13 protein-coding genes are annotated in these 12,925 nt (G+C 73.4%); 5 read left to right on the top strand and 8 right to left on the bottom strand.

Annotated features, from left to right (window positions below):
* Positions 1 to 1,058, top strand: a 1,058-nt coding sequence (locus CCL05_RS01755) for a molybdopterin oxidoreductase family protein (RefSeq protein WP_158102408.1), incomplete at its 5' end; no start/stop codon positions are given.
* On the opposite strand, the gene CCL05_RS01760 is transcribed toward CCL05_RS01755, so the two are convergent.
* The 5 genes from CCL05_RS01760 to manD are packed head-to-tail and all read right to left on the bottom strand — an operon-like array spanning position 1,055 to position 7,173.
* Positions 1,055 to 2,056, bottom strand: coding sequence for a sugar kinase (locus tag CCL05_RS01760; RefSeq protein WP_244204119.1), 1,002 nt, complete (start codon positions 2,054 to 2,056; stop codon positions 1,055 to 1,057). The two genes, CCL05_RS01755 and CCL05_RS01760, sit on opposite strands and share 4 nt — an antisense overlap.
* 50 nt (positions 2,057 to 2,106) lie before the next feature.
* Positions 2,107 to 3,150 (bottom strand): L-idonate 5-dehydrogenase, encoded by a 1,044-nt coding sequence (locus tag CCL05_RS01765; RefSeq protein WP_244204120.1) that lies wholly within the window; start codon positions 3,148 to 3,150, stop codon positions 2,107 to 2,109.
* Positions 3,147 to 4,541 carry an MFS transporter gene (locus CCL05_RS01770; RefSeq protein WP_086558688.1) on the bottom strand — a complete coding sequence of 465 codons (1,395 nt, stop codon included), beginning with the start codon at positions 4,539 to 4,541 and terminating at the stop codon, positions 3,147 to 3,149. The genes CCL05_RS01765 and CCL05_RS01770 overlap by 4 nt, the downstream gene beginning before the upstream one ends.
* 53 nt (positions 4,542 to 4,594) lie before the next feature.
* Positions 4,595 to 5,959: a mannitol dehydrogenase family protein gene (locus CCL05_RS01775; RefSeq protein ID WP_086558689.1), complete on the bottom strand. Its 1,365-nt coding sequence runs from the start codon at positions 5,957 to 5,959 to the stop codon at positions 4,595 to 4,597.
* A 5-nt stretch (positions 5,960 to 5,964) separates the two neighbouring features.
* Entirely contained in the window at positions 5,965 to 7,173 is a 1,209-nt protein-coding gene (gene manD, locus CCL05_RS01780) for a D-mannonate dehydratase ManD (RefSeq protein WP_086558690.1), read from the bottom strand.
* A 138-nt stretch (positions 7,174 to 7,311) separates the two neighbouring features.
* On the opposite strand from manD, the gene CCL05_RS01785 reads away from it, so the two are divergent.
* Entirely contained in the window at positions 7,312 to 8,022 is a 711-nt protein-coding gene (locus CCL05_RS01785; RefSeq protein ID WP_086558691.1) for a GntR family transcriptional regulator, read from the top strand.
* 47 nt (positions 8,023 to 8,069) lie between these two features.
* Here the strand turns inward: CCL05_RS01785 and CCL05_RS01790 are convergent, their stop codons facing one another.
* Positions 8,070 to 9,716 (bottom strand): M4 family metallopeptidase, encoded by a 1,647-nt coding sequence (locus tag CCL05_RS01790; protein WP_086558692.1) that lies wholly within the window; start codon positions 9,714 to 9,716, stop codon positions 8,070 to 8,072.
* Between the two features lie 139 nt (positions 9,717 to 9,855).
* Between CCL05_RS01790 and CCL05_RS01795 the strand changes: the two genes are divergently transcribed.
* On the top strand, positions 9,856 to 10,272 hold the full coding sequence (locus tag CCL05_RS01795; protein ID WP_086558693.1) for a gamma-glutamylcyclotransferase family protein: 417 nt from the start codon (positions 9,856 to 9,858) through the stop codon (positions 10,270 to 10,272).
* Between the two features lie 28 nt (positions 10,273 to 10,300).
* Here the strand turns inward: CCL05_RS01795 and CCL05_RS01800 are convergent, their stop codons facing one another.
* Entirely contained in the window at positions 10,301 to 10,918 is a 618-nt protein-coding gene (locus CCL05_RS01800) for an NADPH-dependent FMN reductase (protein WP_086558713.1), read from the bottom strand.
* A 271-nt stretch (positions 10,919 to 11,189) separates the two neighbouring features.
* Here CCL05_RS01800 and CCL05_RS01805 point away from each other — a divergent pair, with 271 nt between their 5' ends.
* Both CCL05_RS01805 and CCL05_RS01810 read left to right on the top strand, forming a co-directional pair.
* A complete protein-coding gene (locus tag CCL05_RS01805) occupies positions 11,190 to 11,711 on the top strand; it encodes a hypothetical protein (RefSeq protein WP_086558694.1) in 522 nt (173 codons plus the stop codon).
* A 166-nt stretch (positions 11,712 to 11,877) separates the two neighbouring features.
* On the top strand, positions 11,878 to 12,555 hold the full coding sequence (locus CCL05_RS01810) for a class F sortase (protein WP_086558695.1): 678 nt from the start codon (positions 11,878 to 11,880) through the stop codon (positions 12,553 to 12,555).
* Here CCL05_RS01810 and CCL05_RS01815 read toward each other — a convergent pair.
* The gene (locus CCL05_RS01815; RefSeq protein ID WP_086558696.1) at positions 12,493 to 12,885 is read right to left on the bottom strand and encodes a winged helix-turn-helix transcriptional regulator; all 393 of its coding nucleotides are present in this window, start codon (positions 12,883 to 12,885) and stop codon (positions 12,493 to 12,495) included. The genes CCL05_RS01810 and CCL05_RS01815 overlap by 63 nt on opposite strands.
* Positions 12,886 to 12,925: the final 40 nt, after the last annotated feature.

The raw sequence follows: 12,925 nt of genomic DNA on the forward strand, positions 1-12,925 counted from the left end.
TGATGTCCGTGCCCAGCGCGTACGAGCTGCTGGACGCGCTGGGCACGGACATCAGGTCCCTGCTGCTGATGGCGTCCAATCCGGTGGTGTCGGCGCCGCGGGCCGCGCACATCGAGGAGCGCATCAAGTCCCTGGACTTCCTGGCCGTGTGTGACGTGGTCCTGTCGGAGACGGCGGCGCTCGCGGACGTGGTCCTGCCGGTCACCCAGTGGGCCGAGGAGACGGGCACGACGACCAACCTGGAGGGCAGGGTCCTGCTCCGCCGCCAGGCCATCACCCCGCCCGACGGCGTCCGCAGCGACCTGGAGGTCCTCCACGAACTGGCCGCCCGCCTGGGCGTGGAGAAGGGCTTCCCGACCGACCCGGAGGAGATCTTCGAGGAACTCCGCCGGGCGAGCGCGGGCGGTGCGGCGGACTACTCGGGGATCACGTACCGCAGGCTGGTGGAGGAGAACGGGGTGTTCTGGCCGTGCCCTGCGGCGGAGCCGGAGGGTCTGACGGGGGCCGAGGACGGGGCGGGTGGCCCCGGCGCGCAACGGGGCGCGGCGGGCCGCCCGGCCTCCACCGAGGCGGGGGACACGGCGGGCGTTGCCCACCCCGGCACCCCGCGCCTCTTCCTCGACCGTTTCGCCACCCCCGACGGACGCGCCCGCTTCGTCCCCGTCTCGCACCGGGCCATCGCCGAGGAACCGGATGACGAGTACCCCGTGCTGCTCACCACGGGGCGGGTCGTGGCGCAGTACCAGTCCGGGGCGCAGACCCGGCGTGTGGCCGAGCTGAACGCCGCCGCGCCCGGGCCGTTCGTGGAGCTGCATCCGCGGCTCGCGGCCCGGCTCGGGGCGGCCGAGGGCGATCCCGTGGCCGTCGTGTCCCGGCGGGGCCGGGCCGTGGCACCCGCCCGGATCACCAGCACGATCCGCCCCGACACCGTCTTCATGCCGTTCCACTGGCCGGGCGAGGGCCGCGCCAACTCCCTCACCAACCCCGCGCTCGATCCGACCTCCCGGATGCCGGAGTTCAAGGCGTGCGCGGTGCGGCTGGAGGCGGTGCAGCCCTAAGGCCGCCCGGTCAGCGCCGAAGAGGTCACCAGGCCGAGGTCGGGGATGTCGTCCCGGCTGCGCAGGGCCGTCGCCGCCGACCGGTGGGCGCGGCGCAGGCGGGACTCCTCGTCGGCGTCCTCCAGGACACCGGACAGGTACCCGGCGGCGAAGGCGTCGCCCGCGCCGACCGGTTCCACCACCTCGACCGCGGGGGCGGGGGCGAAGGTGACCTCGCCGTCCGCCGCGTACGAGGTCGCGCCGTGCTCCGCGTCCTTGACGACGACGCGCGGTGCCGGGGCGAGCAGGCTCGCGATGTCGTCGGGGTGGCGCGTGCCCCACAGGGCCTCGGCCTCGTCGCGCCCCACGAACACCAGGTCCGCGGCCCGGGCCAGGTCCCGCAACGCCGCTGCCGCGTCGGCGGCGCGCCCCCTCCACAGGGCGGGGCGGTGGTTGACGTCGAAGGAGACGACCGGCCGGGCCGCCGCCGCGCCCCAGGGCGTGCGGCGTACGACGATCTCCTCCAGCAGCCGGGCGCAACTGCCGGACAGCGCCGCGGTGATGCCCGACACGTGCACGACGCGCGGTCCCCGGAGCTCCGGCGCGCAGGCCAGTTCCGGTCCCATGTGGGCCGCGGCCGATCCGCTCCGGTAGTACAGGGGCCGGGTCGCGTCCGGTCCGGGGTCCTTGAAGTACACGCCGGTCGGATGCAGCGGATCGACACCGACGGCGCCCACCTCGACTCCCCGGGCCGCGAGTTCCGCGCGGATGCGCTGCCCGAACGCGTCGTCGCCCACCCGGCTCAGCCAGGCCGCGCGGTGTCCGAGCGCGGCGAGCCCGCAGGCCACGTTGGACTCGGCGCCGCCGACGGAGAGGCGGAGCGCGGACTGGTCGGCGAGCGGCCGGTCGTCCGGCGGGCTGAGGACGGCCATGGTCTCGCCCAGGCATACGACGTCCGCCGCGGCGTGCCCGTCGCGAGCGGGTCCGGCGGCCCGGGAACCGGCGGTCGGGTGGGGCAACGTGCTCTCCTGTTCTCCTGGTGGGGTGGCCCGGGGGCGTGCGTATGGGGTCAGAGCGTGACCGGTCCGCCGAGCCGCAGCATCACCTTGCTGCTCGCGCTCGCCGGGTCCGCCGCGACCGCGAGGGCCTGCTCGGCCTGGTCCAGCGGGAAGCGATGGCTGATGACCGGGGAGACGTCCAGGCCGTCGCGCAGGGCGCGCAGGGCGTCGTCGATCTCGTCGACGAAGCGGTAGGAGCCGATCCAGGTGATCTCGCGGGTGACGAGGTCGCCCAGGACGGCGGGCTCGGCGGTCCCCGGCAGGTTGCCGACCTGCACGAGGGTGCCGCCGCGGACGGTGGCGCGCAGCACCGCCCCCAGGGCGGCGGGTGCGCCGGACGCCTCGAAGACGACGTCGGTGTCCCGCGGCAGTTCCTCGCCCCGGGAGATGTCGACGGTCGCGTCGGCGCCCATCGCGCGGGCCACGGCGAGCGACGCGGCGGACAGGTCGGCCGCGCACACCGACCGCGCGCCGAGGTGCCTGGCGGCGGCGACGACCAGCGAGCCGATCGGGCCGGCCCCGTTCACCAGGACCGTACGGCCCCGCAGTCCGCCCGCCCGGCCCACGGCGTGCAGGGCGACCGCCAGCGGCTCCGCCAGGGCGCCCGACTGGGTGTCCACGCCGTCGGGCAGCGGACGGACCTGGGCCGCGGGGACCGTACGGAACTCGCTGAACCCGCCGTCGGTGTGCGGGGTGTGGGCCGCCGAGCCGAGGTAGCGGACGTGCGCGTGGAGGTTGCTGCGCCCGGCGAGCCGCTCGGGGAGCTCGCCGACGAGCTGGGCCGGGTGGACGGTGACGGGCTGTCCCTCGGCGAGGCCGGTCACCCCGGGGCCCAGCGCGGCGACCCGGCCGGCGACCTCGTGGCCGAGGACCAGGGGGTGGGAGAGGGCCGCCGTGCCGGAGGCGCCCTTCCTCCAGTACGCGACGTCGGAGCCGCAGATGCCGCCCCACTCCATGGCGAGCAGTACCTCGTCCCGCGCGGGCTCGGGCCGGGGCCGCTCGTCGATCCGGACGTCACCGGCGCCGTGCACGACGACGGCTTTCATGGGGGTCATACGGCGTCCTCCAGCCGGACGAGGTCGCGCCCGCGCGTCTCGGGCGAGAACAGTGCGCTGACGAGGGTGATGAGGGAGTAGACGACGAGCATCGCCGCGATGGGCCACCAGCTTCCGGTGGCGGCGGTGAGGCTCGCCGCGAGCACCGGCCCGATCGCGGTGGCGAGGACGCCGCCGATCTCCTTGGCCAGCGCGAGCTGGGTGAACCGGGTGCGGGAGCCGAAGAGTTCGGCCATGGTCACGCTCTCCAGCGCGAACAGTCCGAGGACGCCGATGTTCAGCCCAAGGATCATGCCGGCCATGAGCGCGGGCGTGCTGCCCGAGGTGATCAGCATCATCAGCGGGAAGGCGGCGACGGCCGTGAGCGAGGTGAGCGCCAGGTACATCCTGCGGCGTCCGAAGCGGTCGCCGAGCAGGCCGATGGCCGGCACCGTGAGGAAGCCCAGCAGCGACCCGTACACGATGGCGTCGGTGGGGACGGAGCGCTCGGCCGCGAGTTCGGTCGCGATGTAGCCGACGAGGAACGTCTGGATCAGCCCGGAGTTGCCCGCCTGCCCGAAGCGCAGCCCGAGTGCCAGGAAGAACGCCTTGCCCTTGCGCTGCTTCAGGCCCGCCTCCAGCAGTCCGGTGTCACCGCCCGCCCCCTCGGTGACGGCCGACTCCACCTCGCGGCGGCTCATGGCCACGCCGTCCACGACGTCGGGCCGCTCCTCGAAGACCGGGCTCTCCTTGAGGTTGCGCCGCAGCCACACCGCGAACAGCAGCAGGCCGAAGCTCAGCAGGAAGGGCAGCCGCCAGCCCCAGGACAGCAGTTGCTCCTCGCTGAGCACGGCGAGCAGCACCGCCCACAGCCCGGAGGCGGCCAGGGTGCCCGAGTTGGTGCCCAGCGACACCAGCGAGGAGACCAGTCCGCGTCGCCGCGCTGGGGCGTACTCGGCGAGCATCACGGTCGCCCCGGCGATCTCCGCGCCCGCGCCGAAGCCCTGCGCCAGCCGCAGGACGACGAGCAGGACGGGCGCCATGATGCCGATGGTCGCGTAGGTGGGCAGGATGCCGATGAGGGTGGTCGAGGCGCCCATCAGCAGGATGGTGATCGTCAGGACCTTCTTGCGGCCGAGCCGGTCGCCCATTCTGCCGAAGTAGACCGCGCCGGCGAGGCGGGCGACGTAGCCGACGCCGTAGGTGGCCATCGCGGCGATGAGGCCGATGGCGGGGCTGACGTCCGGGAAGAAGACCTTGTTGAAGACGATCGCGGCCGCCAGCGAGTACAGCTGGAAGTCCATGAACTCCATGGCCGTGCCCAGCCAGCCGGACACGGCGGCCTTGGTCAGGTCACGTGTACTGCGTCGCACGGCACCGGCCGGCTCGGCCGTGGTCGTGGTGTCCTTCATGGTGAACTCCGTTGTTCGTGAGCGGGGACTTCCTCGGGGGTGGGGGGTGGCGGTCAGATGTCCACGTGTCCGGCGCGCAGGGCCGGCAGATGCCGTACGACGGCGGTGACGAGCGCGGAGTCGCCGGCGAGGTCGGGCGCGCCGACGGTGGTGAGGAGCGCGCGGACGACGGCCGTGTCGTCCGCCGCGGTGCGCCAGCAGGCGGCGAGTGCGTCCTGGGCGGGGTCCGGGATGTCCTGGTCCCGGGTGAGGTTCACCCAGCCCGCCAGGGCGAGTTCGAGGACGGGTGTGGCCGCGCCGCGCTCGCGCAGGAGGCGCAGGGCCGGCAGCCAGCGCTCGGTGATCTTGAGCGAACTGTCGGAGGCGATCTGCCGCAGCAGGTGCCCCATGCCGGGGTTGCGGAAGCGGGCGACCAGGTCGTCGGCGTAGCGGCCGGGGTCCGGGCCGCCGTCCGGCAGCGTGGGGGCGACCTCGGCGCACAGGGCCTTGACGAGCCGCTCGCCCCAGCCGTCGGCCATCGCGTCGGCGACGGTGGTGCGGCCCGCCGCGATGCCGAGCGGGGCGAGGGCGGAGTGCGAGCCGTTGAGCAGCCGCAGCTTGGTCAGCTGGTAGGGGGCGACGTCGGGGACGAGGAGGGCTCCGTCCAGGTCCCAGGGGGGACGCGGGGCGGCGAAGCGGTCCTCCAGCACCCACTGCCGGTACGGCTCACCGCTGACGGGCAGCGCGTCCTGGACGCCCAGCCGGGTGGCGGTCTCCGCGAGGTCGGCCGTCGTGGTGGCGGGGACGATCCGGTCCACGACGGTGGCGGGGAAGGCCACGTACCGGTCGATCAGTTCCAGGATCCGCTCCCGGTCCCGCTCCCCCGAGGCGCGCACGGCGTCCTGGACGGCGGTCCGCAGCACGGCGCCGTTGTCCGCCATGTTGTCGCAGGACACGACGCTGACCGGGGCGGCACCGGAGCGCATCCGCGCGGCCAGCCCGGCCGCCAGGCGTGCGATCACCGTGTCCGGACCGGCGGCGCGGTAGCCCTTCTCCGTGATGGTGAGCGTCACCACCGTCACCTCGGGGTCGGTGAGCAGGCCGTCGACGACCGCCCCGTCCCGCCCGAGCAGGTACGCGCCGGTGAGCGCGCCGACGACCCGGGGGGCGTCGCCCTCGGGCCCGCGCTCGGTCACCGAGTACAGGCAGTCCTGCGCGCGCAGGGCGTCGACGGTCGCCGCCGACCGGGGAGCGACCGCGGCGATGCCCCAGGGCTCACCGGAGTCCGCGGCGGCGTTCTCGGTGTAGACGGCCTGGTGCGCCCGGTGGAAGGCCCCGATGCCGAAGTGGACGATCCGGGTGCGCAGTCCGGCGGGGTCGACGCGGGGGCGCGAGGCGGGCGGGAGGGCGCCGAGCGTGGCTCGGTTCAGCCGGTGCATGCCGCTCACCAGTCGTGCACGGAGCCGTCGAGCCGGCGCGCGACCGGGAGATAGCGCCGCTGGTACGGGAAGCGTTCGGCGGCCTTCTCGTCGTACTCGACGCCGAGGCCGGGCTCGTCCGAGGGGTGCAGCATGCCGTCGGCGAAGGTGACGCCCGTGCGGAACACCTCGCGGGCCTCGTCGGGATGGCCCATGTGCTCCTGGATGCCGAAGTTGGGTACGGCGATGTCGAGGTGCACGGCGGCGGCCATGCTGACCGGGGAGAGGTCGGTGGCGCCGTGCGAGCCGGTGCGGACGTGGTACAGCGCGGCGAGGTCGAAGATCCGGCGCAGATGGGTGATGCCGCCCGCGTGGACCACGGTGGTGCGGACGTAGTCGATGAGCTGCTCGGTGATCAGGTGCTGGACGTCCCAGATGGAGTTGAACACCTCGCCGACGGCGATCGGCGTCGTGGTGTGCTGCCGGATGAGCCGGAACGCCTCCTGGTTCTCGGCCGGGGTGGGGTCCTCCATCCAGAACAGCCGGCAGGCCTCGACGCTCTTGCCGAAGCGGGCCGCCTCAATCGGTGTCAGCCGGTGGTGCACGTCGTGCAGCAGGTGGAAGCCGAAGCCGAAGCGCTCCCGTACGGCCTCCAGGTACGTCGGCGCGAAGCCGAGGTAGGCCTCGGTGTCCCAGGGCTGCTCGTCGGGCAGGTCGGTGGCCGCCGGTTCGTAGAGCTTGCCCTTGCGGACGCCGTAGGTGCCGCCGACGTCGGGTACGGCTGCCTGCGCCCGTACCGCCTTGTAGCCCAGCTCCAGGTAGCGCTCGACGTCGTCGAGGAGGGAGGGGACGTCGGTGCCGCTGGCGTGCGAGTAGACCAGCACGCCGTCCCGGGACCGGCCGCCGAGCAGCTCGTACACGGGAAGTCCGGCGGTCTTGCCCTTGATGTCCCACAGGGCCGTGTCGACGGCGGCGACGGCCGTCATGGTGACCGGCCCGCGCCGCCAGTAGGCGCCCTTGTAGAGGTACTGCCAGGTGTCCTCGATCCGCGCCGGGTCCCGGCCGATCAGCAGCGGGGCGACGTGGTCGCGCAGATAGCTCGCCACGGCCAGCTCGCGCCCGTTGAGGGTGGCGTCGCCGAGGCCGGTGACCCCGTCGGTGGTGGTGATGCGCAGGGTGACGAACGTGCGGCCCGGGGAGGCGACGAAGACCTCGACGCGCTCGATCTTGCTCACTGGGGCTCTCCTTACGGCGGCTGAGAGCGGGCGGGGCCGACGGGAACGGTGGGCCCCGCTCCTGTCGTGCAGTGCTTGTATACAAGCATCTGTCGCACAGGTGAGCAATACCCCTGCTGCGATACGTAGGATGTGCACATGGCCCAGACGAACCGGCGGACCAGCCGGCGCTCCATCTACCTGAAGCTGCGTCAGATGGTGCTGACCCTCGAACTTCCCCCGGGCGCGGCCCTGTCGGAGAACGAGCTCGCCGCGTCCCTCGGCGTGAGCCGCACCCCGGTGCGCGAGAGCCTGATCCTGCTGGCCCAGGACGGGCTGGTGCAGATCTTCCCCAAGATCGGCTCGTTCGTGTCCCGGGTGGACCCGGCGCAGGTCGCGGACGCGCAGTTCCTGCGGGAGGCCGTCGAGCTGGCCTCGCTGGACGCCCTGCCGTCGGACCTGGACCACGCGGTGATCACGGAACTGCGGGACAACCTGGCACGCCAGCAGCGCCCGGGCCTGGATCTGGAGGAGTTCTTCGAGCTGGACGAGGCCTTTCACCAGGGCCTGATGCGGCTGAGCGGCCACGGCGACGTGTGGACCACGGTCGCCGCGGCCAAGGGGCACCTGGACCGGGCCCGGCGCCTGGGCCTGCACGAGAACGTCTCGCCCGCGGTCTTCGCCGACCAGCACCGGGAGATCTTCGACGCGGTCGTCGGGGGCGACGTGACGTCGGCCCGGACCGCCATGCGCACGCATCTGCGCGCCGTCTTCAGCGACATCGAGCGCATCCGGGCCCATTCACCCGAACTCTTCGCGACCGGCTCGTCGTCCGTGCCGGTGCGGCGCAACGTGGTGGTCTGGGAGTAGCGGAACGGGCGCACCCGAGGTGCGCCCGTCACGTGTCTCGGTGGAGCTCAGCCCACGTTCACCGCGCTCCAGGCCGCCGCCACGGCCTTCTGCTCCGTGCTGCCGCTGCCGTAGAGGTCCTTCGCCGCGTTCAGGGTGGCCGTACGGGCACCCGCGTAGTCCGTCGAGGACGTCATGTAGACCGTCAGGGCGCGGTACCAGATCTTGCCCAGCTTGGCCCGGCCGATGCCCGTCACCGTGGAGTCGTCGCAGGTCGGGGAGGTGTGGGCGACGCCGTTGATCGTCTTCGCGCCGCTGCCCTCCGCGAGCAGGTACGCGAAGTGGTTGCCGACGCCCGAGGAGTAGTGCACGTCGAGGTCGGCCAGACCCTCGCTCCAGCAGTCGGCGGACTTCCCGTCCGTCGACGGCTTGTCCATACGGCGCAGCGCCTCCCGGCCGAGCCCGGAGCGGACGACGTTCTCGCCGATCAGCCAGTCACCCGGGTCCTCGGCGTTGTCCGCGTAGAACTCCACCAGCGTGCCGAAGATGTCCGAGGTGGCCTCGTTCAGGCCGCCGGACTCGCCCGAGTACGTCAGCGCCGCCGTCTTCGACGTCACGCCGTGGGACATCTCGTGCCCCGCCACGTCCAGCGACACCAGCGGTCCGAGCTGCTTGCCGTCGCCGTCGCCGTACGTCATGCAGAAGCAGTTGTCGTCCCAGAAGGCGTTGTTGTAGTCCTTGCCGTAGTGGACGCGGTTGTACGAGCCCTTGCCGTCGCCGGCGATGCCGTTGCGGCCGTGCGCGTTCTTGAAGTAGTCCCAGGTGACGTCCGTGCCGTACTGGGCGTCCACCGCGACCGTCGCGCGGTCGGCGGTCTCGCCCGTGGCCCAGTGGTTGTCGGCGTCCGAGAAGACCGTCGCGGGAGCGCGGGTCAGACAGATCGTCAGCAGGCACTTGTCCGTCTTGTTCGCCGCGTCGCCCGTGTACGTGCCGCCCCGTGTCGCGTCCTTGAGCTGGTACGACGCCCCGGACTTCGTCGTCTCCAGCGGGACCGTGCCGCCATAGAGGGACTTGCCGTCGCCCGACGCCGACTCCAGGGTGTCCCAGGCGTCGATCCGGTCGCCGGTCGTCGCGTCGGTCAGCACCGTGCGTCCGACCGGGTTGCCGAGCCCGTCGTGCGCCACCGCGTCGGTCTGCCAGGCCAGCTTGGGGGCGCCGTGCAGGGCGTCGACGACCAGCCGCGGCTTGGCGGTCAGCTGCTTCAGGGTCTCGCCGAGGTGCGCGGCGCGCAGCAGGCTCGCGGCGAGGTCGGCGGCCTTCGGGGCGGTCACCTTCGGGGTGACGCTCTTGAGGGAGAGCGCGGACTTGGTGGCCCGGCTCGTGCCCCGGTAGGTGCCGTCCGGGTTCAGATGGAGGACGAAGTCACCGCCGAGGACCGGGAGTCGGTGGTACGTGCGGTCGTAGCGGACGTGGCGGGTGCCGTCCTCGTCGACGACCACGTCCCGGACCTTCGTCTCCTGGGCGGAGGTGAGGCCCAGGGCCGCGGCCCGGTCGGCGAGGACCGTCTCGGCGCTGTCGATCGCGTCGGACCGGGTCGGCCCTTCCCCCGCCAGGGCGGTCGGCGAGAGCGCGGCGGCCAGCAGGACGGCGGTGCCGGTGGCGGCACCGGCCGCAAGGGCGAGACGGGAACCCCGGACGTGACGTATCCGACTCATCGGTCTCCTCATACGGGCGCACCCGGTCGCGTGGGGTCGACCGGGTGCGGCGTTGATGTTGACCGTGAGTTAAGGCGGCCCGGACATGTCATGTCCATAGGCCCGATGTGGAGGTGTGTGAGGGTGGAGAATCGTTCCTGTGACCCTCCCTTTCTTCGTCTACGGCACCCTCCGCCCCGGCGAGGTCAACCACGACCTCTTCCTGCGCGGCCGCACCCGCTCCGAGGTCCCGGGGCACCTCTCGGGCGCGGTGCTGTACGAGGGGCCGGGCTATCCCTACGCGGTCGAGGAGCCGGGCGGCGGGGTCGTGCACGGGGAGCTGGTCACCGCGCACCCGGAGACGTACGCGGAGCTGCTCGCCGAGCTGGACCGGCTGGAGGACTGCGTGCCGGGCGACCCGCGCAGCCTGTACGAACGCGTCGAGCGCAAGGTCGTACGCGACGCGGACGGGGCGGTCGTGCGGGCCTGGGTGTACGTGGCCGCGCCCGCCGTCGCCGCACGGCTGAGGACCAGCGGGAGGCCCATCGCGGGCGGCGACTGGCGGGTGCGGGGCTGACCGGGCCGGGCAGGGACGAGGCCGGGGCTCAGCCCGCGTACGGCCGCTTCGCCCTGGCCTCGCGCAACGCCATGCCCCACCACACCAGTTGGTCCAGCATGGTCTTGGCCGCCGCGTCCGGGCCGGACGGGTCGTGCAGGGTGCCCGCATCGTCGAAGGACGCGCCGGCGTTGTGGAAGGAGACGGTGTCACGGACCGTCACGGCGTGCAGTTCGGCGAAGACCTGCCGGAGGTGCTCGACGGCGCGCAGGCCGCCGGCCAGTCCGCCGTAGGAGACGAGGGCGACGGGCTTGGCCCGCCACTCGCCGAAGTGCCAATCGACCAGGTTCTTCAGGCCCGCCGGGAAGGAGTGGTTGTACTCGGGGGTGAGGACCACGAAGGCGTCCGCACCGGCCAGTTTGGGGGTGACGCCCGACCGTGCGGCGGTCGCCTCGGGGGTCGGTTCGAAGGACGTCGGCAGGTCGACGTCGGCGACGTCCACGACCTCGGCGACCAGGTCGTCCCGGCCCTGGAGGTGGCCGAGGAGCCAGCGGGCGACGACCGGGCCGAAGCGGCCGTGGCGGTTGCTGCCGACGACGAGGGTCACCCGGAGGGGCTCGGTCGCGGTCCGGGCAGGGGTGGATGCGTGCGGAGCGGCTGTGTTCATGCCGCACAGCCTCATACCTCAAGCTTTCTTGAGGTCAAGGCCGGAGGGGCGCGACGCCCGGGTCACCCGTTCACACGCGCGCCCCGCGCTTTTCCGCGCCCCGTCCGCCGATCGCCTGTGACCTGCCCAAACGTCCGTGAAGACCAGTCGGCCCGCCTCCCCCTGACACCCATTCACCCCAATTCTGACGCTCCCTCAGAAAGCGCGAGTGCCCCGCTGCCCGTTACCTCGGAAGGGCAGGTGCACGACCGAACCGCTCGAAGGAGCACCGATGCGACGTACCGCCCGGCCGCTGACCGGCACCGCGCTCGCCGTCGCCGCAGCGGCGCTCGCCGTCGCCCCCGCGCACGGCACGCCCGCCGGCGACATGGAGGTGGAGCCGTCCTCCGCCGTCCCGGGCGGACAGGTCACGGTGCGCACGGCGGCCTGCGGCGACGGCGGTTCGGCGACGGGTGACGCGGGCGCGGTCGGATCCGGTTCCCTCAGCCTTGCGCCGGGCCCGCACGAGCAGGACGCGACCGGGCGGTTCAGGGTGCCGCCGAGCGCGCAGCCGGGGACGTACGAGATCACGGCGACGTGCACCGGGAGCGGCCGGCGGATCACCGGTGACCTGGTGGTCACGCTGACCTCCGGGGGATCCGGGGTCCATCCCAGGGGGAGTGTGAAGACGGGGGTCGGCGGTGCCCTGGGCCCCGATCCCGTGCAGACCGCGGCCGGTGTGGCGGCCCTCGCCGTCGCCGCCGCGGGCGGTACCTGGCTCCTGCATCGCCGGGCGAGAGGCGACGGGATCTGACGGACACCCTCCGCTGTCCGTCGCCGGTACCGCATGTCCCCTCCCCCTCCGGGTCCGACGCCCCTCGCGGCCCGGAGGGGGGTACGGGGTGCACCCCGGACGGGAGCCGGGGCCGGGGGTCGCGGGCCGGAAACCGGCGACTGTCGGGGATCAGGAAAGGTCGGCCATGCGCAGGTTCCCCAGGTACGGCACGAGATTCGGCAACCCGGCCGACGCCGCCATGGCGGCCCTCACGGTGTTCGCCCTGTGCTCCGGGGCCTGGCTGCTGCGCGACGGCGCCGAGCCGCACGCCCCGCCGCAGCCCTCCGCCGCGCAGGCCCGCGCCGGGCAGGACGGCCGGGCGGGACAGGACGGCCGGGCCGGTGAGCGGCCCGCCGTGCCCGCGCTGCCGCCCTCGCCGCCCGACCGCATCCGCATCCCGGCGATCCGGGTGGACGCGCCCCTGACCGGCCTCGGCCTGACGAGGACCGGCAGTCTCGACGTACCGCCCGCCGAGCGGAAGAACCTCGCCGGCTGGTACGAGGCCGGCACCACGCCAGGCGAGCGGGGCACCGCGATCGTCGCGGGCCACGTCGACAACGCCGACGGTCCCGCGGTCTTCTACCGCCTCGGCGCCCTGGCCAAGGGCGCCACGGTCGAGGTGGACCGGCGGGACGGCGGCGTCGCGGTGTTCACCGTGGACGCCGTCGAGGCGTACGCGGCGAAGGACTTCCCCGACGAGAAGGTCTACGGCGCCGCCCGCCGCCCCGAACTGAGGGTCATCACCTGCGGCGGCGGCTACTCACGCGGCTCCGGGTACCAGGGGAACGTCGTCGTCTTCGCGCATCTGACCGGCAGCCGGTGACGCTCCCAGGACATTGGCCCTCCCCCAGGCCCCCAGCGGCTTCAGTGCCTCGTTCAGGCTCACGCCCCGGGGTGTCAGCGAGTACTCCACGCGGGGCGGCACCTCGTCGTACGCCTCGCGGTGCACCAGGCCGTCGGCCTCCATCTCCCGCAGATGCGAGGCCAGCACCTTCTCGGTGACCCCCGGCAGCTCGCGGCGCAGCTCGCCGAAGCGGCAGGGCCCCTCGTTCAGTGCCCAGAGGATCAGCACCTTCCACTTGCCGCCGATCACATCCATCGCCGCGTCGATCCCGCAGACGTACGCCCCCGGCCGCCGCCCCGTCGTCCCCATGCCCGAGCCCTCCCCTTGTCCTGCCTGGACCCTTTCCCCG

It is taken from the genome of Streptomyces africanus (genome assembly GCF_002150735.1).
GTDB lineage: Bacteria > Actinomycetota > Actinomycetes > Streptomycetales > Streptomycetaceae > Streptomyces > Streptomyces africanus.

Coding starts and splice junctions, on each gene's coding strand:
- CCL05_RS01800 (WP_086558713.1), bottom strand. CDS start 10,918: ATGAACACAGCCGCTCCGCACGCATCCACCCCTGCCCGGACCGCGACC.
- CCL05_RS01785 (WP_086558691.1), top strand. CDS start 7,312: ATGGCCCAGACGAACCGGCGGACCAGCCGGCGCTCCATCTACCTGAAG.
- CCL05_RS01810 (WP_086558695.1), top strand. CDS start 11,878: ATGCGCAGGTTCCCCAGGTACGGCACGAGATTCGGCAACCCGGCCGAC.
- CCL05_RS01775 (WP_086558689.1), bottom strand. CDS start 5,959: ATGCACCGGCTGAACCGAGCCACGCTCGGCGCCCTCCCGCCCGCCTCG.
- CCL05_RS01770 (WP_086558688.1), bottom strand. CDS start 4,541: ATGAAGGACACCACGACCACGGCCGAGCCGGCCGGTGCCGTGCGACGC.
- CCL05_RS01805 (WP_086558694.1), top strand. CDS start 11,190: ATGCGACGTACCGCCCGGCCGCTGACCGGCACCGCGCTCGCCGTCGCC.
- CCL05_RS01765 (WP_244204120.1), bottom strand. CDS start 3,150: ATGACCCCCATGAAAGCCGTCGTCGTGCACGGCGCCGGTGACGTCCGG.
- CCL05_RS01790 (WP_086558692.1), bottom strand. CDS start 9,716: ATGAGTCGGATACGTCACGTCCGGGGTTCCCGTCTCGCCCTTGCGGCC.
- CCL05_RS01815 (WP_086558696.1), bottom strand. CDS start 12,885: ATGGGGACGACGGGGCGGCGGCCGGGGGCGTACGTCTGCGGGATCGAC.